The sequence below is a fragment of the Actinoplanes subglobosus genome, assembly GCF_042650585.1.
GTDB classification, from domain to species: Bacteria; Actinomycetota; Actinomycetes; order Mycobacteriales; family Micromonosporaceae; genus Actinoplanes; species Actinoplanes subglobosus.
Genome location: NZ_JBHSBL010000024.1, coordinates 547359 through 566637 on the forward strand (window position 1 = coordinate 547359; position 19279 = coordinate 566637).

Consider the following 19279-nt stretch of genomic DNA (forward strand, 5'->3'; position numbering starts at 1 on the left):
AGCGTCGTTCCCCCTCTCCAGGAGCCCCCGCCCATGAGACGCCGTCTGTTCTCCCTCGCCGGAATCGGCGCCCTGCTCGCCACCTCCGTCATCGCCCTCGGTGGTCAGGCGAGCGCCGCCGACACCCTGCTGTCCCAGGGCAAGACCGCGACCGCCTCCTCCACCGAGTCGGCCGCCTTCCCCGCCTCCAGCGCCGTCGACGGCAACCTCGGCACCCGCTGGTCCAGCGCGTTCAGCGACCCGCAATGGCTGCAGGTCGACCTCGGCGCCAGCGCGACCATCACCTCGGTCACGCTGAACTGGGAGGCCGCGTACGCCCGCGGCTTCAGCCTGCGGACCTCGGCCAACGGGTCCAGCTGGACCACCGTCTACAGCACCACCACCGGCAACGGCGGCCAGCAGTCGATCAACGTCACCGGCTCCGGCCGGTACGTGCGGCTGGAGACCACCGTGCGGGCCACCCAGTGGGGTGTCTCGCTCACCGAGTTCCAGGTCTACGGCAGCGGCGGCGGCACCACGCCGACCATCCCGCCGGGTGCGGTGCGGGTCGCGGAGTTCCTCGCCGATTGCCCGTTCAGTCACCGGCTGCCCGACGACCCGATCATCTTCCCGGGTCTGCCCGGCGCCTCGCACATGCACAGCTTCTTCGGCGCCACCAACACCAACGCCTTCAGCACCGTCGACACGCTGCTCAACGCGAACAGCAACTGCAACCCGTCGATCGACAAGTCCTCGTACTGGATCCCCACCCTCTACCAGGACAACCAGCCGGTCGAACCGGTCACCGGGATCTTCTACTACCTCGGTGAGGGCGTCCGCGACGACCTGATCGCCCAGACCCAGCCGCTGCCGCTGGGCCTGCGCATCGTGGCCGGCAACGCCAAGGCCACCGGCCCGGCCGACAACACCATCTCCCGCTGGTCCTGCCTGCACGCCGGGCACGTCGGCTCGTCACCGGACTTCGTCAACTGCCCGTCCGGAACGATGCTGGAGTCGTACCTCGACTTCCCGCACTGCTGGAACGGCCGTGACCTGGACTCCACCGACCACAAGAGCCACATGGCGTACCCGGTCGGCAACGCCTGCCCGGCCAGCCACCCGGTCGTGGTGCCCAAGCTGCGTCAGGTCATGCGCTACCCGGTCAACGGCGACCCGGCCCGGCTACGGCTCGCGTCCGGCGGCGGATACACGATGCACGGCGACTTCTTCAACGCCTGGCCGGTCGCGGAGATGGCCCGCCGGGTGAACGACTGCATCCGCCCGATCATCAAGTGCGGGACCGACGGACGGCCCTGATACAACATGGGGTCATGAGCACGAGATCCGGACGCGGCGGTCACCATCCCACGATGGATCAGGTGGCCGCCGCGGCCGGCGTCTCCCGGGCCACGGTGTCCCGGGTGATCAACAACGCGGCCTCCGTCGCGCCGGGCATCCGCGACGCGGTCCAGAGGGCGATCTCGCAGACGGGGTACGTGCCGAATGTCGCCGCCCGCAGTCTGGTCACCCGCCGGTCGAACTCGGTGGCCCTGGTGATCAGTGAACCGGACCGGCCCGACGACCACTCGTTCCTCAACCGGATCTTCACCGACCCGTACTTCGGCCGGGTCACCGCCGGCGCGACCGAGGCGCTGCGCCCCCACGACGTGCACCTCGTGGTCGTCCCCACCGACACCACCGACCACCACCAGGTCGTCCGCTACCTGCGGCAGGGCCACGTCGACGGGGTGCTCCTGATCAGCAGCAGCGAGCACGACCCACTGCCGGCCCAGGTGCACGCCCTCGGCATCCCCGCGGTGCTGGCGTCCCGGCCGGCCGGCCCGCTCCCGGTCAGCTATGTCGACGTCGACCAGCGGCTCGGCGCCCGGCTCGCCGCGGCGCACCTGCTCGCCCGGGGCTGCCGGAGCCTCGCCACGATCAGCGGCCCGCTCGACATCCCGGCCGGCGCCGACCGGCTCGACGGTTTCCGCGCCGCCGCCGGATCGTCGGTGCCGGCGGAGATCAGCGACTTCACCCGGGTCGGCGGCGAGACGGCCGCCCACCGTCTGCTCGACGAGCACCCCGACATCGACGGCCTGTTCGTGGCCAGCGATCTGATGGCCGAGGGCGCGTTGCGGGCGCTGCAGGACCGCGGCCGTCGGGTGCCCGGCGACGTGGCGGTCATCGGTTTCGACGACAGCAGCGCGGCCCTGGAGTGCCGGCCCCCGCTGACCACGGTCCGGCAGCCGGTCGAGGAGATGGCAGCCGAGATGGCCCAGCTGCTGATCGCCCACATCGACACCCCGGGCCGTTCCCCCCGCTCAGTGATCTTCCAGCCCACCGTGGTGATCCGCGACTCCGCCTGACCCGACAGGGCTGCTCGTGAGGTGTCGCGGCTACGGCTCGCGAACGCGAAGACTGCAGGGTGAGGCACGGGAACCGTCGGGACGGCCGGGTTCGGTACGGTCCTGGGGTGACTCGACTTCTGCACATCACCGACCGGCCGACCTGGGAGGCCGCGCTGGCCACCGGCTCCTACACGACGTCGACCCGTGGGGTGACGCTCGAGGAGGAGGGGTTCATCCACTGCTCGCTGGACCACCAGTTGCGTACCGTCGCGGAGCTCTTCTACAGCGACGTCGATGACCTGGTGGTGCTGGTCATCGACGGTGACCGTCTCGGTGTGCCGGTCAAGTTCGAGGCGCCGGAGCCGGGTGCCGACGAGTTCCCGCACATCTACGGCGCGCTGCCGGTCGCCGCGGTGACCGAGGTGATCCCGGTCGGGCGGGACGCCGAGGGGCGCATGATCCTGCCTGTTTAGAGCGCGCTGTGCGAGGGTGGGGGAGTGACCTTCGACGTTGCCGCCCTGCGGGCACACTTCCCGTCTCTTGACACCGGTCTCGCGTTCTTCGACGGGCCGGGTGGGACACAGACGCCACGGCCGGTCGCGGAGGCGATCGTCGCCACGATGACCGGGCCGCTGTCCAACCGGGGTGCGGTCAGCGTGTCGGAGCTCAACGCCGAGCGGTCGGTCGCCGAGTTCCGGAGCGCCTACGCCGATCTGCTCGGGGTTCCCGCCGGCGGGATCGTGCACGGGCGCAGCGCCACCCAGCTCACCTACGACTTCTCCCGGCACCTGGCCAAGGAGTGGCGGGCCGGGGACGAGGTCGTGGTGAGCCGGCTCGACCACGACAGCAACGTCCGGCCGTGGGTTCAGGCCGCCGAGCGTGCCGGTGTCACCGTGCGGTGGATCGACTTCGACACCACCACCGGCGAGCTCGATCTGGAGTCGTTGGAGCGGGCGCTGTCGTCACGGACCAGGCTCGTCGCGGTCACCGCCGCGTCCAACGTGCTGGGGACGGTTCCGCCGCTGCGCCGGATCGCCGACCTCGTCCACGCTGTGGGTGCGCTGCTCTATGTGGACGGTGTGCACTACGCCGCGCACCGGCTCGTCGACGTGCCGGCGCTCGGGGCGGACCTGTTCGTGTGCTCGCCCTACAAGTTCCTCGGGCCGCACTGCGGGGTGCTCGCGGCGGCGCCGGAGCTGCTGGAGACGATCCGGCCGGACAAGCTGGTGCCGTCGACCGATGTGGTTCCGGAGCGGTTCGAGTTCGGCACGCTGCCGTACGAGGCGCTGGCCGGGGCGACCGCCGCCGTCGACTTCCTGGCCGCCGTCGACCCGGGTGACGGGGTGACCCGGCGGGAGCGGCTCGCGTCCTCGCTGGCGTCGGTGCACGAGCACGAGACGGTCCTGCGGCAGCGCGTGGAAGCGGGCCTACGGGGACTGGGGGACGTTGTCACGCTGTATTCGGGAGCCGTCGACCGTACCCCCACGTTGTTGATGAATCTTTCGGGCCGTGCGGCCTCGGCGATCCAGGCGCATCTCGCATCGCTGGACGTCCTGGCGCCCGCCGGTTCCTTCTACGCCTACGAGCCGTTCGTGGCGTTGAAGCTGGACGCGGCGTTGCGGGTGGGCCTGGCGCCCTACAACACGGTCGGGGAGGTCGACCGGCTGCTCGACGGGCTGGCCGCTTTTAAATAGGTGGACGGGGCGAGGCGCGGGGGGATAGCGTGCCGTCGGCCGTGGCACTGCATGAGGAGGTGAGCATCGTGGACGTGGTAACGATGGGTGCTCCCCATGCCGTCACGGTCGGCGATTGAGGTCGGTGTCGCCGGGAGCACGTCGGCGAAAGGCGTGAACCTATGCAATCTGCTGAAATCAGTCGCATCTCCGAGCGGCACTGGCATGCCCTCGACGACGATCAGGTCGTCGGGCGCGGTGAGGTGTGGCGCCGGCCGGACGGCCGCAGTTTCCTGAGCATCGACGCGTGGCACGGCGCGGTCTTCGACCGGCTGGCCGGTGCGATGCTGCCCACCCTGCCGAAACCGCTGTACACCGTCGTCGACGAGGCCGACCTCGACCTGATCACCCAGTGGGAGCAGTTCGGCTTCGGGCCGCGCCGCCGCGAGTGGGAACTGGTCGTGCCGGCCGGTCCCTCCTCCGTCCCGTCGCCCGGCGTCAGCATCCGGTCGGCGGAGGACGAGCCGCTCCGGGAGCTGGACCTGCTGATCCGCGAGGAGATCGAGACGACGGTGGGCTGGCACAACATGCCGGCCGAGGTGTTCCCGGTGCACGACCCGGCCCGGTATCGGGTCGCCGTCGCCGACGGCCGCTACGTGGGGCTGGTCCGGGTGGTGCCGCTGCCGCGCCGGCCCCGGATCGGGCTGATCGCGGTGCGGGCCGGGTATCGCCGCCGGGGCATCGGGCGGGCGTTGCTCGCCGACGTCCTCGGTGCGGCTTTCCGGGCCGGACAGGAATCGGTCTCCGCGGAGGTCAACCAGTCGAACGCGGCGGCGCTCGCCCTGTTCGAGGGCTTCGGCGCGCGGCGTGAGAGCAGCAACCTCGAGCTGGTGCTGCGCTGATGTCGTCCGAGATCTCCCTCGAGGGGACCGTCCTCGAATGCCTGCGTAACGCCACGTTCCGGGTCGAGCTGAAGAACGGGCACCAGGTGCTGGCCCACATCAGCGGCAAGATGCGCAAGAACCGGATCCGGGTGCTGCCGTTCGACCGGGTGCTGGTCGAGTTGAGCCCGTACGACCTGACGCGCGGGCGGATCTCCTTCCGCTACCGCAACTGAGGCCCGGACCCCACCGGCCGGCCGGGTGTGGCGACACGCCCGGCCGGCGGGTACGCGTCGTTGCGCCGGGCGTGCCGCACCTGCTCCGGTGTCGGCGTCCAGTCCCCGGGCTGGCTGGTGTTGATCTCTGCCACGTCATGCATGAGTTCCTCATACCCATCTGCGGCGGCGACTACCTTCTATGATCGCGGCCATGTATGCGCTGTACGCGTGGGGCAACTTCTTCAGCTACGAGTCCGGCCTCGACCGGGACGCCGGATGGCTCGACCCGGAGCTGCTCAGAGGGGCCCGTGCCACGGTGAGCGAGCATCTGACGATCGCCGACGAGGGTCCGCTGCGGGTCGACGGCCCGGGCACCCTGTTCGAGATCGGTGACTCGCTGGTCGAGGGCCGTGACCTGGCCGGCCGTGACCTGGTCGGCCGTGACATGGTCGGCCGTGACCTGGTCGGCCGTGACCTGGTCGGCCGTGACCTCTCCGGCGTCGACTGGCGGGTGGCCCGGATCCGGGTGGCGACCGACGGCTCCCGCGCGGACGCGCTACGGATCACCTCGGAGATCGAGGAGGCCGGCGACATCTACGTCGACCATTCCCCGGAGGGCAACCCGATCGGCTTCGGCGAGGTGGTCACCACCTGGGAGGACGAGCACGGCCAGTGGGACCTGGCGCTGATCCGTCTCTGAGTCTTCACCACCGGGGGTTGATCGCGCGGGGCGGTGCAACCGGCGGTCCGGTCGCGGTTGTCGCTGGTCGGGTGAGGAGGATTTTCTGGTGCGCGAACGATTTCTCGGTGGGGGTGTCCGGTCGGCACACGGAGCCGGACGCCGGGGTACCCGGAGCCGGATGCGGGCGCCGTCACCGCCCTCCTGGGGGCGGTGATCGCACCCAGACCCGATGACGGGTACATCCGACGCCCGGTCGAAGGGCCGCCCGCGTACCCGGTCCGGTGTTGGGTGTGTCTGGCGTCCCGTCGAGGGACGGCCTGCGCACGCGGTCCGGTGTTGGGTGTGTCTGGCGTTTTGTCGAGGGGCGGCCTGTGTACCCGGTCCGGTGTTGGGTGTGTCTGGCGTTTTGTCGAGGGGCGGCCTGTGTACCCGGTCCGGTGTTGGGTGTGTCTGGCGTCTTGTCGAGGGGCGGCCTGTGTACCCGGCCCGGCAACGGGTGCGCTCGACGCCCTGTCCAGGGACGGCACGCGCACCCAGCCCGGCAACGGGTGCTCCAGACGGTCCTTCTCACGGGGGCGATCCCTGAAGAGTCGACCTGAACAGACAGGATGCGAGATCCACCGGGGAACGCCCGCCCCGACCTCTGAGTATTCACCACCGGGGGTTGATCACGCGGGCGTGGAACCCCCGTGTCAGGTTGCGATTGCCGCCGGTCGGGGTGACGAGGATGGCCTGGCAGGTCACGACGTCTCACCATCGGTGATGGTGAGTGCGGCTGCCGGGGCACCCCTCCCCGCCGACCCATCCGCAGTGTCGCCGCCCCGACCCGGATCCGGTCCGCCGGGCAGCGTCCTTTGTCCACAGTCAGGGTCGATTTCCGGTCAGCGCCTCGGGCCCGCGGGCGTCCCCCGCCCGCGGGCCCTTTCTGAGGGGGTCGGTCAGTTCCTGAAAACCGTCAGTTCACGGACTGACAGTTCACGGACTGTCAGTTCACGAACTGTCAGTTCACGAAAACCGTCAGTTCACGAACACCAGGGAGCCGGCCGAGGTCGACACCGGGGTGTACTTGGCGGTGAAGTAGGCGTTCGCGATGCAGGCGGCCGGGCCGCTGCTCTTGTTGAACTTCTGGTCGGTGAAGGCGATCGAGTTGTCGGTGTTGTCGGCGACGCCGCTGATCGCGTTGCCGTCGGCGACGAACACGCAGGTCACGGAGCCGAGCAGGGTCCGCAGGTTGAGGGTCGCGGAGATCGGCGCGGTGTCGGTGCCGGCCACCGCGACGGTGCCGTCGCTGGCGGTCGTCGTGGTGTACGGCTGGTTGCTGATGGTCACGCTGTTGACGCCGAGGACACCGATGATGCCGGTGACCGTGCAGCCGGACAGGCCCAGGGTGGCGCCGAGCGTGGCCGACCCGGGCGCTGCCGGGTTGTCGTTGACCACGGCGCTGAAGCTGGAGCCGGTGCACTTCATGCCGTTGGCGCCGGCCGGGGCGGTCGCGAAGACCGCCTGCGTCCCGGTGGCGATGCCGGCCGAGATGGTGTCACCGACGGCGACGGCCGGGCCGGCCAGGCTGTCGGCGGTCAGCACGGTGGCGTCGTCGGCCAGGGCCGGGGTGCTGAGCATCAGGGCGGCGGTGGCGCCGGCGATCACGGCGGCGGTGATGCGGGACTTGTGCATGGGGGTGCACCCTTTCCTAGGAGGCGGCAAGCGCCTGGTTGAGATCTTCGAGGCTGGGGGAGACGGCGAAGGCGGTGTCGTTGCCGCTGAACGTGACGGCGTTGCGGCCGGCCGCGGAGGGCAGCCCGAACGACAGGTTGATCAGCGGGTCGAGGCTGCCGGGGATGAGACCGCAGCCGGTCGCCTTGGGTACGGCGTACGCGTTGTCGACGAGGGTGGCGCCGGTGAATCCGACGCCGAGGGTCTGGTAGCCGTTCGGGTCGGCGACGATGTTCAGCGTTCCGGGGTCGCCGGTGACCGGCCCGTTCGGCGCGGGCGGGCTGGTGGTGCCGGTGGTCGGCAGGAACCGGATCGGGCTGGCGTCCGAGCCGATGTAGCAGCGGTTGCCGAACAGGGCGTTCTTCAGTTTCAGCTTGATCGGCAGCACGAAGACCGGGGTGTTCGCGCCGGTGGCGAGCGGGATGAACTCGGTGATCGGCCCGGCCAGCTCGACCTGCGCGAAGACGCTCGTCACGCCGGGCAGGAAGTTGATGAGGCCGGGAATGGTGACCTCGAGCGGCCGGGCCACCAGGGTCTTTCCGCCCGGCGCCAGGACCGTCGAGTAGACGTTGGCGACGCTGCCGTCCGGGAACTCCCGGACCGGTGCGCCCGCGGGCCAGTAGACGCCGAACTGGACGGTGATCGGGCTGTCGAACTCGACGACGTTGGAGCCGATGGCGATGCTGCCGCCGTTGGTGACCGAGCGGACGCATCCGACCTGCAGGTTCGCCGGGTCCATCATGACCGGCGAGGTGAGTGGGCATTCGTCGAGGCCGGCGTAGGCGCCGCCTGGTGCGGCGGCGGCCGGAGTCGCGGTGGCGATCAGGAGAAGGGAAGCGAGTACGGAAGTGAGCCGTGACGCGCGCATGGCGCCACCCTCCTTGGTGAGGACGAGGTGGCCCGGCCGTTTCCGCAGCGTTCCGGGGGATTGAAGTACGGGTGATACTGGGGGAACCATCGAGGTCCGTGTCTCCCGGTATGAGAAACCTCAGCGGTATGTCATGTCAAGACATTGAGGAATGGCGATGACGAATCCGGTAATCAGCCCCCTTCCGGGCGCACGTGCGGGCCGCGACCCGTCGCGGGCGATCAAACGTGGTCCACGCTCGATGACTCCCGAGGCGGTGGCCGCGACGCAGCGCGAACGCCTCTACGACGCGCTCGTGCACACGGTCGCCGAGAAGGGCTACGCCAACGCGCGGGTCAGCGACATCTGCACGGCCGCCGGAGTGACCCGGCCGGCGTTCTATGCGCTGTTCGCCGGCAAGGAGGACGCGTTCCTCGACACCTACCGGCACGGGACCCAGGTGGTGCTGCGGCTGATGGACGAGGCGTACGCGCTGGCGCCCGACTGGCGTACCGGGGTGCGGGCCGCGCTCAAGGTGCTGCTGGACGTGCTGGCCAGTGTGCCGGCGTTCGCGGCGATGGCGATCGTGGAGATCGACGCGGCGGGGACCCTCGCGCGGGAGAAGCGCACCGAGCTGCTCGGCCGGTTCTCCCGGTTCTTCGCCGAGGCCCCGCCGGTGCCCGACGGCCTGGTCGACACCGTGGTCGGCGGCGTCTACGCGACGATCTACGGCCATGTCTCGACCGGCCGGGTGGCGCAGTTGCCCGACCTGTTGCCGATGCTCAGCTACTTCATGACGGCCCCGTTCGTGGGCCGTGAGTCCGCGTCGGCCGAGCTCGCGTTACCGGCGGAGGGGGAGCGGGTGGTCGCCCCCTGCGCCACGTCAGATACCGACGAGGTTTTTCACTGACGGGAAAGCGGGTTCCTGGGCTTGACGGGCCGTGTTACTGGGGCGTAACTTCCCGGCAATCCATCGAGGTCTCCCGATAGGGATCCCGCCGGGCGGCATCCGCAGTGCCGGCACCGGTGGCGATCACCTGTGCCCAGGCGCAATAAGGAGCGTGCATGTCCTCCACCCCGTTCGGCCGCACTCGCTGGCGCCGCTTCACCGCGGTCATGGTCGGTGGCCTGGCCGCCACCGCCGGCCTGGTCCTGCTCACCGGCCAGGGCGTCCTCGCGGCGTCCTTCTCGATCTCCGGCATGCCGTTCGTCGTCACCTCGCCCAAGCTCCACGGGTACGGCTTCGCGCAGTACGCCGAGTTGGACCAGATGGTCCCCGGCAGCCCCAACGAGGGTGACACCGGCGGCCAGGTGGTCGTGATCGTCTCCGCCGTCCGCGACGCCGAACTGGACGGCCTGTGCCAGAGCATCGAGCTCGGCGGTGTGTACCTGAAGCTCACCGCGGGCAGCGCGACCAACAAGGTCAAGGCCGACACCCTCGTCGTCGACTCCGACGCGATCAGCGCGAACGCCGACTTCAAGACCATCGACATCGGCCAGGACGCCAGCACGCTGAACCGGGTGCCCGGCAAGACCGGCGCGATGGGCGTCTTCGGTCAGCAGGCCGAGGAGGTCACCCTGACCAACCTGCGGCAGAACAACTACGCCACCACGGCGGCCCGGTTCTACCTTCCCAACCTGAAGATGGTCTTCTCCTCGGACGGCTGCTGACCATGTCGCAGACCGGCCTGGCCGTCGAGGTGAGGTCCTGGCGGCGCACGCGGCCCTTCTGGGGTGGCCTGTTCGTCCTGCTCGGCGGCCTGGAGATCATGTTCACCGTGTGGGCGCCGCTGGGTGTGGTGCTCCGTGTCGGCATGCAGAACTTCATCGGATACCTGATCCCGATCGTGATCATCCTGTGTGGCCTGCTCCTCTGGTTCACCCCGGCCCAGCGCATCTTCTATTCGCTGGTCGCCATCGTCTGTGCCCTCGCCTCGTTCATCACCTCGAACATGGGCGGATTCATCATCGGCCTGCTCCTCACCCTCACCGGCGGTGCTCTGGCCTTCGCCTGGACGGCCGGGAGCCCGGCCGCCGACACCCCAGCCATCGCTGACGAACCGACGGAGGAATAGTGGAGCAGGCGGGATCTCCCCAGGTCAGCCGTCGTCAGGCGATCGGCGTGGCCGGTGGTGTGGTGGCCGGTGCGGCGATCGCCCAGGTGGGCGGGCTGCCCGCGTTCGGTGCGGCCGCCGCGGCCGACGCCGACGCCATCGTGGTCGGTCACGGCTTGGCCGGTCTGGTCGCCACGGCCGAGCTGGTCGCCGCCGGGCGCAAGGTGCTCCTCCTCGACCAGGAGAACGAGGCCAACCTCGGCGGGCAGGCCCACTGGTCGTTCGGCGGGCTGTTCTTCGTCAACTCCGACGAGCAGCGGCTGATGGGCGTCAAGGACACCTACGACCTGGCCTGGCAGGACTGGCTGGGCACGGCCGGTTTCGACCGGGGCGTCGACGACCCGGCCGGGCAGGACTACTGGGCCTACAAGTGGGCCCAGGCCTACGTGCAGTTCGCCGCCGGGGAGAAGCGGTCCTGGCTGGCCGGGCTGGGCATGCAGTGGTTCCCGATGGTCGGCTGGGCCGAGCGGGGTGGCGGACTCGCCGACGGGCACGGCAACTCGGTGCCGCGTTTCCACGTCACGTGGGGGACCGGCCCGGCCATCGTCGAGCCGTTCGAGAAGAAGGTGCGGGCCGGGGTCGCCGCCGGCAAGGTGGTCTTCAAGTTCCGGCACCGGGTCGACGAGCTGATCACCACCAACGGGGCTGTCACCGGTGTCCGTGGCAAGGTCCTCGAGGCCAGCACCGCGGCTCGGGGGAAGCCGAGTTCGCGTACCACGATCGGCGATTTCGAACTGAAGGCGCCGGTGGTGATCGTCGCGTCCGGCGGGATCGGCGCCAACCACGACCTGATCCGGCAGAACTGGCCGGGCCGGCTCGGTAAAGCGCCCGGCAACATGATCACCGGCGTGCCCGCGCACGTCGACGGCCGGATGCTGGCGATCACCGCGAACGCCGGCGGCCGGATCGTCAACCCGGACCGGATGTGGCACTACACCGAGGGCCTGCGCAACTGGGACCCGATCTGGCCCGGCCACGGCATCCGCATCCTGCCCGGCCCGTCGTCGATGTGGTTCGACGCCACCGGCAAGCGGTTCCGGGCGCCGGACTGGCCCGGGTACGACACGCTGCACACGCTCGGATCGATCACGGCGACCGGTTACGACTACTCGTGGTTCGTCACCACGCAGAAGATCGTCGACAAGGAGTTCGCGCTCTCCGGCTCCGAGCAGAACCCCGACCTGACCGGCAAGAACATCTGGCTGCTGCTCAGCCGGGTGTGGCAGACGCCCGAGCCGATCCAGAAGTTCCAGACGTACGGCACCGACTTCGTCAAGGCGGCCACGCTCCCCGAGCTGGTCACCGGCATGAACCGGATCACCGGTACGAACCTGATCAACCTGGAGAGCCTCAAGCGGCAGATCGAGGCCCGGGACCGGGAGATCGACAACGCGTACAGCAAGGACGCCCAGGTCCAGGGCATCCGCAACGCGCTGTCCTACCCCGGCGACGTCCTCGGCCGGACGGCCTCCGCGCACAAGATCCTCGGATCGGACTCCGAGGGCCTGGTCGCGGTCCGCCTCAACATCCTGACGCGCAAGACGCTCGGTGGTCTGCAGACCAACCTGCAGGGCCAGGTCCTGGGTGCCTCCGGCAACCCCGTCCCCGGCCTCTACGCGGCGGGCGAGGCGGCGGGCTTCGGCGGAGGCGGTGTGCACGGTTACCGATCCTTGGAGGGTACGTTCCTCGGCGGCTGCCTCTTCTCGGGCCGGGCCGCCGGTCGCGCCGCGGCGGCGGCCACCGGAGGCTGACGCCGGTAGTCGGTCTCGCAGCGACACGTCACGGTTGCCACCGGGCTGTTCGGCAGCCGTGACGTGCCGCCCGGGCCACCAAGGTCCGTCAGCCTCTCGGTGGGCCGGTCGAGCCGCGGACGATCAGGCGGGTGGGCACCGTCACGCCGTCCGGGCCGGGCTCGCCGGCCAGCAGTTTCCGCAGCATCCGCCCGGCCCGGACGCCCTGCTCGTGCACCGGTTGCGCGACCGTGGTGAGGTCGGCCATGTCGGCCAGCGGGTGATCGTCGATGCCGACGACCGACATGTCCCCGGGGATCCGCAGCCCGGCCCGGCGCAGCGTGCGCATCGCCCCGAGGGCGACCTCGTCGGAGTGGGCGTAGACCGCGGTCGGCGGCTCCCGCAGGCTCAGCAGCCGCGCCATCGCGTCGGCCCCGTTGGCGCCGCCCCAGTCGACCGTCACCACCAGTCCGGGGTCGGCGGGCAGCCCGGCGTCGGCGAGCGCCGCATGGTAGGCCAGCGTCCGGCCGGGGCTGGCCGGCCAGCCGGGCTCCGCCGGGTCGACAGTGGCGATCATGCCGATCCGCCGGTGACCGAGAAAGATCAGATGATCGACGGCCTGCCGCCCGGCGGCCCGGTCGTCGATGGACACATACGGATAGTTCTCCACCTGGCCGCCGGCCGCGACGATGTGCACCCCCATCAGCTCCAGGCGGGCCCGCTCGTCGTCACGGACCGGCATGCCGAGGACCACGACCGCGTCGACCTTGCGCCGGGCCGGCAGCCGGTGGAAGAAGTCGCGCCGGTCCGCGGCGTCTCCCACGTGGTAGAGCAGCACGTCGAGGTCGGCGTCGCGCAGCACCGACTCCAGGCCGTCGAGGAGCGCCCCGAAGAACCAGCGGGCCAGATGTGGCACCACGACCGCGACCCGGCCGGTGGTGCCTCCGGCCAGCCGGGAGGCCTCGGGCGAGACGACGTAGGACAGCTGCTCGGCGGCGGCCAGCACCCGGGCCCGGGTCTCGGGGGCGACGTGTGGGTGGTTGCTCAGCGCCCGGGAGGCGGTCGCCATCGACACGCCCGCCCGGCGCGCGACATCGGCCATGTTCGCGGCTGGCACGGCGTCAGGGTAGCAGCGCTGGAAACGTTTCCGATGACGCGGTGTATGCGTATAGCGACCATTGACATGAGACGTGGGTCACATCGAGGCTGAACTCTGAAAGCGTTTCCAGGCGCGCCTTCATCGTCGAAGGGGGACGGCATGGTGCTGGACCGGAAACCACGCCGCTGGGCCTGCGGCTCCGTGTTCGTCCTGCTCGCCTCGGGCCTCGCCGGCTGCGGTGGCGGCGACGGCGGGGCGACCACGCTGACGTACTACATCGCCGACGCCGCCCAGCAGGACGTGGCCACACGATGCGCGGCCGAGTCGGGCGGCGCCTACGCCTTCAACATCCAGCGGCTGCCGAACAACGCGGCCGGCGGACGCGAACAACTGCTGCGCCGGCTCGCCGCCGAGGACCGCTCGCTGGACATCGTCAGCGTCGACCCGCCGTTCATGGCCGAGTTCGCCAACGCCGGGTTCCTGCGCCCGTTCACCCCGGCCGAGCGCGAGGAGTTCTCCGCCGGGGTGCTCGACGGCCCGTTGCTGCAGTCCACGTTCCGCGACACGCTCTGGTCGGCGCCGCTCTACGGCAACACGCAGCTGCTCTGGTACCGCAAATCGGTGCTGGCCGAGGCCGGGATCGACCCGTCGGCCGGGCCGGTCACCTGGGACCAGCTGATCGAGGGCGCCGGCCGGGCCGGTGTCACCGTCGCCGCGCAGGGCCGCCGCAACGAGAGCCTGATGGTCTGGGTCAACGCGCTCGTCGCGTCGGCCGGCGGCTCGATCCTGCAGCCCGGCTCCGAGAACGTGCCCGCCGACCAGGTCAGGGGCGGGCTGAACAGCGAGGCCGGCGCACAGGCGGCCCGCATCATGCACGACCTCGCGGTCTCGCCCGCCGCACCGGCCGGCTTCAGCACCGCCGGCGAGGAGGACTCCCGGGCCGCGTTCCAGGCCGCCGACGGCGGCTTCATGGTCAACTGGCCGTACGTGTGGGCCGCCTTCGACTCCGCCATCGCCGAGGGATCGCTGCCGGCCGGTTTCAAGGACGACGTGGGCTGGGCCGCCTACCCACGGGTCGACGCCGGCACCGAGAGCGCCTCACCGTCCGGCGGTCTGGGCCTGTCGATCAGCGCGTTCAGCGGCCGCCAGGACCTGGCCGTGCAGGCCATCCGCTGCCTGGCCTCGGCACAGAGTCAGACCGAGTTCATGAAGACCGCCGGCAACCCGGCCGCGCTCGCCTCGGTCTTCGACGACCCGGGGATCCGCGAGATGTTCCCGATGGCCGACGAGATCCGCACCGGACTCGACGCGGCCACCCCGCGGCCGGTCAGCCCGTACTACGGCGACGTCACCGGTTCCATCCAGACCGCGTTCCACCCGCCCGGCTCGCTGTCGCCGCAGACCACTCCGCAGGAGGCCAACGACCTGCTCGAGGACGTCCTGTCCAACAAGAGACTGATCTAGGAGCGGCCGTGAGCACTGTGGAGACGCCGCGCCGGATCCGGCTGACCGACCGCGCCCGGCACGAACGCAACCTCGGCTGGCTGCTGGCCGGGCCCGCCTTCATCGCGATGGTCGCGGTCACCGGCTACCCGATCCTCAACGCGGTCTGGCTGTCGATGTTCGACTACCGCCTGACCGACCCCGGCGACCGCGACTTCGTCGGCCTCGGCAACTACGCCATGATCCTCACCGACGGCCTGTTCTGGCAGCAGTTCGGCGTCACGTCGCTGATCACCGTGGTCACCGTCTCGGCCGAGCTGGTGCTGGGGTTCGCGCTGGCCATGGTCATGCACCGGGCGCTCTACCTGCGGACGGCGCTGCGCACCGCGATCCTGGTGCCGTACGGGATCATCACGGTCGTCTCCGCCTACGCCTGGGCCTACGCGTTCAGCAACACCTACGGGTTCGTCAACGACCTGTTCGGGCTCGGCGACTTCGACTGGTTCGGGGGCACCTGGTCGGCGCTGGCCACGGTCTGCGTCGCCGAGATCTGGAAGACCACCCCGTTCATGTCGCTGCTGCTGCTCGCCGGCCTGGCCCAGATCCCCGACGACTACCTGGAGGCGGCCAAGGTCGACGGCGCCACCGCCTGGCAGAGGGTCAAACGGGTGATCCTGCCCAACATGAAGGCCGCGATCATGGTGGCGCTCCTGTTCCGTACCCTCGACGCCTTCCGGATCTTCGACAGCGTGTTCATCATGACCGCCGGCGCGCAGAGCACCGAGACGCTGTCGTTCCTGGCCTATCGGCAGACCATCAGCCGGGTGATGGTCGGGCTCGGCTCGGCGGTCAGCGTCATCCTGGCGATCCTCGTCGTACTCATCGCGGTGTTGTTCGTGAAGGTCTTCAAGACCGACCTGTCGCAGCAGAGAGGGGAACGACGGTGAAGACCAGCCGGATGACCCGCGGCCTGTGGATCGCCGGCGCGATCCTGATCATCGCCTACGCGATCGTGCCGGTGTTCTGGATCGTGTCGCTGTCCTTCAAGGAGGGCGACGACATCACCAACAACAGCTTCCTGCCGACCGTGTGGAGCTGGGAGAACTACCGGACCGTCTTCGCCTCCGACCTGTTCACCACGGCACTGCGCAACTCGATCGGCATGTCCCTGATCGCCACCACCATCTCGGTGTTCCTGGCGACCCTCGCGGCGTACGCGATCTCCCGCCTGGACTTCCCCGGCAAACGTCTGGTCCTCGGTGTGGCGCTGGCGATCACCGTCTTCCCGGTCATCGCGATCGCCACCCCGCTGTTCAATCTGTGGCGCACCCTCGGCCTCTACGACACCTGGCTCGGCCTGATCATCCCCTACCTGTCGTACTCGCTGCCGCTGGCGGTCTACGTGCTCGCCGCCTTCTTCCGGGAGATCCCGTGGGAGATGGAGCAGGCCGCCCAGGTCGACGGGGCCACCTCGTGGCAGGCGTTCCGCCGGGTGATCGTCCCGCTCGCCACCCCCGGCGTGTTCACCGCGGCGATCCTGACGTTCTTCGCCGTCTGGAACGACTTCGTCTTCGGCATCACCCTCACCTCCAGCGAGTCGGCCCGGCCCGTCCCCGCCGCGCTGGCGTTCTTCCAGGGCGCCTCGCAGTTCTCGCAGCCCACCGCACCGATCGCGGCCGCCGCTGTGGTCGTCACCATCCCCGTGGTGATCCTCGTGCTGCTCTTCCAACGCAAGATCGTGGCCGGTCTCACCAACGGCGCCGTCAAGGGCTGAAAGGACTTCCCGTGGCAGCCATCGAGATGCGCAACATCGTCAAGGAGTACGGCGACGGCTTCAAGGCCGTCAACGACGTCAGCCTCGACATCGCCGACGGCGAGTTCATGATCCTGGTCGGGCCGTCCGGCTGCGGCAAGTCGACCCTGTTGCGCATGATCGTCGGTCTGGAGGACATCACCTCCGGCGACATGGTGATCGGCGGGAACCGGGTCAACGAGAAGGCACCCCGCGACCGCAACCTGTCCATGGTGTTCCAGAACTACGCCCTCTACCCGCACCTGACCGTCTTCGAGAACATCGCCTTCCCGCTGCGGCTGAAGAAGAGCATCACCGAGGACGAGGTACGCAGCCGGGTGAAAGCCGCCGCCGGGATGCTCGAACTCGACGAGCACCTGGACCGCAAACCGGCCAACCTCTCCGGCGGGCAGCGGCAGCGGGTGGCGATGGGCCGGGCCATCGTCCGCGAGGTCGACGCGTTCCTGTTCGACGAACCGCTGTCGAACCTGGACGCCAAACTCCGCGGCCAGATGCGGACCGAGATCTCCCGGATGCAGCGCCGGCTCGGCACCACCACCGTCTACGTCACCCACGACCAGACCGAGGCGATGACCCTCGGCGACCGGGTGGCGGTTCTGCGCCGCGGCTTCCTCCAGCAGGTCGCCTCCCCGCGGGAGCTGTACGAGCAGCCGGTCAACATGTTCGTCGCCGGCTTCATCGGGTCACCGCCGATGAACTTCCTGCCCGCGCTCGTGGCCGACGGCCGGCTCAGACTGCCGTTCCTGGAGATCGACGTGCCGGCGACGGCAGCCGGGAAGGTCACCGACGGGCAGCTGCTGATCGCCGGGCTGCGGCCGGACCACTTCGAGGACGCCCGCCTGCTCGACCCGGCCAAACGCGAGCGCGGCGCGACCTTCCGGGCCCCGGTCGACGTGACCGAGTGGCTCGGGGACTCGCAGTACGCGTACGTCCCGTTCGACGCCGGCGAGGAGGTCACCCGGCAGCTCGCCGACCTGGCCGCCGAACTCGACAGTGAGGCGCTGCGCACCCAGCTCGTCGTCAAGATCGACGCGATGAGCCGGATGCGGGAGAACCAGGAGGGCGAGTTCTGGGCCGACACCCGCCGGATGCACCTGTTCGACCCGCGGACCGGCGCCAACCTCACCCGCGACGAGCGGGCCGCCGCCGAACTCGCCGAACTCGAGCGGGAGAGACTCCAGGAGCGGACCGGATGAGCTGGTGGCGCCACGCGGTCATCTACCAGGTGTACGTGTGGAGTTTCGCGGACTCCGACGGCGACGGCATCGGTGACCTGCGTGGCGTCCGGTCCCGTCTGCCGTACCTGCGCGACCTGGGTGTCGACGCGATCTGGCTCAACCCGTTCTACCCGTCACCGCAGGCCGACAACGGCTACGACGTCGCCGATCACCGGGACGTCGACCCGCGCTTCGGGGTCCTGGCCGACGCCGACGACCTGATCCGCGATGCGCACGCCCTGGGTCTGCGGGTCATCGTCGATCTGGTACCCAACCACACGTCGTCGCAGCACCCGTGGTTCCGGGCGGCGCTCGTGGCCCCTCCGGGCGCCGCCGCACGTGGCCGCTACCTGTTCCGCGACGGCCGCGGACCCGGCGGCGACCGGCCACCCAACAACTGGACCAGCAACTTCGGCGGACGCGCGTGGTCACGGGTGCCGGACGGCCAGTGGTACCTGCACCTGTTCGCCCCGGAACAGCCGGACCTGGACTGGACCGCCACCGACGTCCGCGAGGAGTTCCACGCCATCCTGCGCTACTGGCTGGACCGGGGCGTGGACGGCTTCCGGATCGACGTCGCGCACGGCCTGGCCAAGGACCCGCAGATGCCCGACGTCTCCGGCGAGCCGGGCTCCACCCACCCGCACTGGGACCTCGACGAGGTGCACGACGTCTACCGCGACTGGCGCCGGATCCTGGACGGCTACCCCGGCGACCGGATGTTCGTCGGCGAGATCTGGGTGCAGACGACCGACCGGCTCGCCCTCTACCTGCGTCCCGACGAGTTGCACACCGCGTTCAACTTCGCCTTCCTGACCGCGCCGTGGCAGGCGGCGGCGCTGCGGGCGGCGGTCGACGACAGCCTGCGGGCGCTGGAGCGGGTCGGCGCGCCGGCGACCTGGGTGCTGTCCAACCACGACGTGGTCCGGCACCCCACCCGCTACGGCGGCGGTGAGCTCGGCACCCGGCGGGCCCGGGCCGCGGCCCTGCTGATGCTCGCCCTGCCCGGCAGCGCCTACCTCTATCAGGGTGAGGAGCTCGGACTGCCGGAGGTCGAGGACCTTCCCGACGAGGTACGTCGTGACCCCGTCTTCCAGCGCACCGGCGGCGCCGAGCCCGGACGGGACGGCTGCCGGGTGCCGATGCCCTGGTCGGACGACTCGGCGTCACTGGGCTTCGGGCCCGGCCCGGCGACCTGGCTGCCCCAGCCTGCCGGGTGGGCGGCGCTGACCGTGGACCGGCAGAACGCCGACCCGGCGTCGACACTCACCCTCTACCGTTCCGCGCTGGCCCGCCGCCCCGACATCTCCGGCGACCTGACGTGGCTGGCCACGTCCGGCGACGTGCTGGCGTTCCGGCGCGGCACGGAGTTCCTCTGCGTGGTCAACGCCGGTGACGACCCGGCGCCGGTGCCGGTCGAGGCCCGGTCCGCCACGCTGCTGCTGGCCAGCGACACCGGGGTGACCGGTGACGAGCTGCCCGGCGCGACAGCCGCCTGGTACCGGAGGTAACGGCGACACGG

General features: G+C 70.3%; 20 protein-coding genes. 16 read left to right on the forward strand and 4 right to left on the reverse strand.

Features of this window, described 5'->3' with window-relative positions:
* Positions 1 to 33 precede the first annotated feature (33 nt).
* The 6 genes from ACFO0C_RS36690 to infA all read left to right on the forward strand — a co-directional run bounded on the left by ACFO0C_RS36690 (position 34) and on the right by infA (position 5117).
* Complete coding sequence (locus tag ACFO0C_RS36690) at positions 34 to 1296, forward strand: DUF1996 domain-containing protein (protein WP_378071379.1); 1263 nt, start codon at positions 34 to 36, stop codon at positions 1294 to 1296.
* A 53-nt stretch (positions 1297 to 1349) separates the two neighbouring features.
* The gene (locus ACFO0C_RS36695; RefSeq protein WP_378071380.1) at positions 1350 to 2345 is read left to right on the forward strand and encodes a LacI family DNA-binding transcriptional regulator; all 996 of its coding nucleotides are present in this window, start codon (positions 1350 to 1352) and stop codon (positions 2343 to 2345) included.
* Between the two features lie 107 nt (positions 2346 to 2452).
* Positions 2453 to 2800 (forward strand): DUF952 domain-containing protein, encoded by a 348-nt coding sequence (locus tag ACFO0C_RS36700; protein ID WP_378071381.1) that lies wholly within the window; start codon positions 2453 to 2455, stop codon positions 2798 to 2800.
* Between the two features lie 24 nt (positions 2801 to 2824).
* Positions 2825 to 4021 (forward strand): cysteine desulfurase-like protein, encoded by a 1197-nt coding sequence (locus ACFO0C_RS36705; RefSeq protein ID WP_378071382.1) that lies wholly within the window; start codon positions 2825 to 2827, stop codon positions 4019 to 4021.
* A gap of 161 nt (positions 4022 to 4182) precedes the next feature.
* On the forward strand, positions 4183 to 4902 hold the full coding sequence (locus ACFO0C_RS36710) for a GNAT family N-acetyltransferase (RefSeq protein ID WP_378071383.1): 720 nt from the start codon (positions 4183 to 4185) through the stop codon (positions 4900 to 4902).
* The gene (gene infA / locus ACFO0C_RS36715) at positions 4902 to 5117 is read left to right on the forward strand and encodes a translation initiation factor IF-1 (protein ID WP_378071384.1); all 216 of its coding nucleotides are present in this window, start codon (positions 4902 to 4904) and stop codon (positions 5115 to 5117) included. The genes ACFO0C_RS36710 and infA overlap by 1 nt, the downstream gene beginning before the upstream one ends.
* Here infA and ACFO0C_RS36720 read toward each other — a convergent pair.
* A complete protein-coding gene (locus tag ACFO0C_RS36720) occupies positions 5105 to 5260 on the reverse strand; it encodes a hypothetical protein (RefSeq protein WP_378071385.1) in 156 nt (51 codons plus the stop codon). The genes infA and ACFO0C_RS36720 overlap by 13 nt on opposite strands.
* Before the next feature lie 50 nt (positions 5261 to 5310).
* On the opposite strand from ACFO0C_RS36720, the gene ACFO0C_RS36725 reads away from it, so the two are divergent.
* A complete protein-coding gene (locus ACFO0C_RS36725; protein WP_378071386.1) occupies positions 5311 to 5799 on the forward strand; it encodes a hypothetical protein in 489 nt (162 codons plus the stop codon).
* Between the two features lie 999 nt (positions 5800 to 6798).
* Here ACFO0C_RS36725 and ACFO0C_RS36730 read toward each other — a convergent pair.
* Both ACFO0C_RS36730 and ACFO0C_RS36735 read right to left on the reverse strand, forming a co-directional pair.
* On the reverse strand, positions 6799 to 7455 hold the full coding sequence (locus tag ACFO0C_RS36730) for a Tat pathway signal sequence domain protein (protein WP_378071387.1): 657 nt from the start codon (positions 7453 to 7455) through the stop codon (positions 6799 to 6801).
* A gap of 16 nt (positions 7456 to 7471) precedes the next feature.
* Positions 7472 to 8362, reverse strand: coding sequence for a hypothetical protein (locus ACFO0C_RS36735; protein WP_378071388.1), 891 nt, complete (start codon positions 8360 to 8362; stop codon positions 7472 to 7474).
* Between the two features lie 157 nt (positions 8363 to 8519).
* On the opposite strand from ACFO0C_RS36735, the gene ACFO0C_RS36740 reads away from it, so the two are divergent.
* From ACFO0C_RS36740 to ACFO0C_RS36755, 4 genes are all read left to right on the forward strand, one after another.
* Positions 8520 to 9251 carry a TetR/AcrR family transcriptional regulator gene (locus ACFO0C_RS36740; RefSeq protein ID WP_378071389.1) on the forward strand — a complete coding sequence of 244 codons (732 nt, stop codon included), beginning with the start codon at positions 8520 to 8522 and terminating at the stop codon, positions 9249 to 9251.
* A gap of 155 nt (positions 9252 to 9406) precedes the next feature.
* Positions 9407 to 10012: a DUF6230 family protein gene (locus ACFO0C_RS36745; RefSeq protein ID WP_378071390.1), complete on the forward strand. Its 606-nt coding sequence runs from the start codon at positions 9407 to 9409 to the stop codon at positions 10010 to 10012.
* A gap of 2 nt (positions 10013 to 10014) precedes the next feature.
* On the forward strand, positions 10015 to 10416 hold the full coding sequence (locus tag ACFO0C_RS36750) for a DUF6114 domain-containing protein (RefSeq protein WP_378071391.1): 402 nt from the start codon (positions 10015 to 10017) through the stop codon (positions 10414 to 10416).
* A gap of 86 nt (positions 10417 to 10502) precedes the next feature.
* A complete protein-coding gene (locus ACFO0C_RS36755) occupies positions 10503 to 12206 on the forward strand; it encodes an FAD-binding dehydrogenase (RefSeq protein WP_378071519.1) in 1704 nt (567 codons plus the stop codon).
* An 88-nt stretch (positions 12207 to 12294) separates the two neighbouring features.
* On the opposite strand, the gene ACFO0C_RS36760 is transcribed toward ACFO0C_RS36755, so the two are convergent.
* The gene (locus ACFO0C_RS36760; RefSeq protein WP_378071392.1) at positions 12295 to 13302 is read right to left on the reverse strand and encodes a LacI family DNA-binding transcriptional regulator; all 1008 of its coding nucleotides are present in this window, start codon (positions 13300 to 13302) and stop codon (positions 12295 to 12297) included.
* 141 nt (positions 13303 to 13443) lie between these two features.
* Here ACFO0C_RS36760 and ACFO0C_RS36765 point away from each other — a divergent pair, with 141 nt between their 5' ends.
* From ACFO0C_RS36765 to ACFO0C_RS36785, 5 genes are read left to right on the forward strand one after another with little or no spacing between them, the layout of a single operon-like run.
* Complete coding sequence (locus ACFO0C_RS36765) at positions 13444 to 14748, forward strand: extracellular solute-binding protein (protein WP_378071393.1); 1305 nt, start codon at positions 13444 to 13446, stop codon at positions 14746 to 14748.
* 8 nt (positions 14749 to 14756) lie between these two features.
* Positions 14757 to 15674, forward strand: a complete 918-nt coding sequence (locus tag ACFO0C_RS36770) for a carbohydrate ABC transporter permease (protein ID WP_378071394.1) — start codon at positions 14757 to 14759, stop codon at positions 15672 to 15674.
* Entirely contained in the window at positions 15671 to 16501 is an 831-nt protein-coding gene (locus tag ACFO0C_RS36775; protein WP_449191598.1) for a carbohydrate ABC transporter permease, read from the forward strand. Before ACFO0C_RS36770 ends, ACFO0C_RS36775 begins: the two co-directional genes overlap by 4 nt.
* Before the next feature lie 26 nt (positions 16502 to 16527).
* Complete coding sequence (locus tag ACFO0C_RS36780) at positions 16528 to 17736, forward strand: ABC transporter ATP-binding protein (RefSeq protein WP_449191630.1); 1209 nt, start codon at positions 16528 to 16530, stop codon at positions 17734 to 17736.
* Positions 17733 to 19268 (forward strand): glycoside hydrolase family 13 protein, encoded by a 1536-nt coding sequence (locus ACFO0C_RS36785; RefSeq protein ID WP_378071396.1) that lies wholly within the window; start codon positions 17733 to 17735, stop codon positions 19266 to 19268. The genes ACFO0C_RS36780 and ACFO0C_RS36785 overlap by 4 nt, the downstream gene beginning before the upstream one ends.
* Positions 19269 to 19279: the final 11 nt, after the last annotated feature.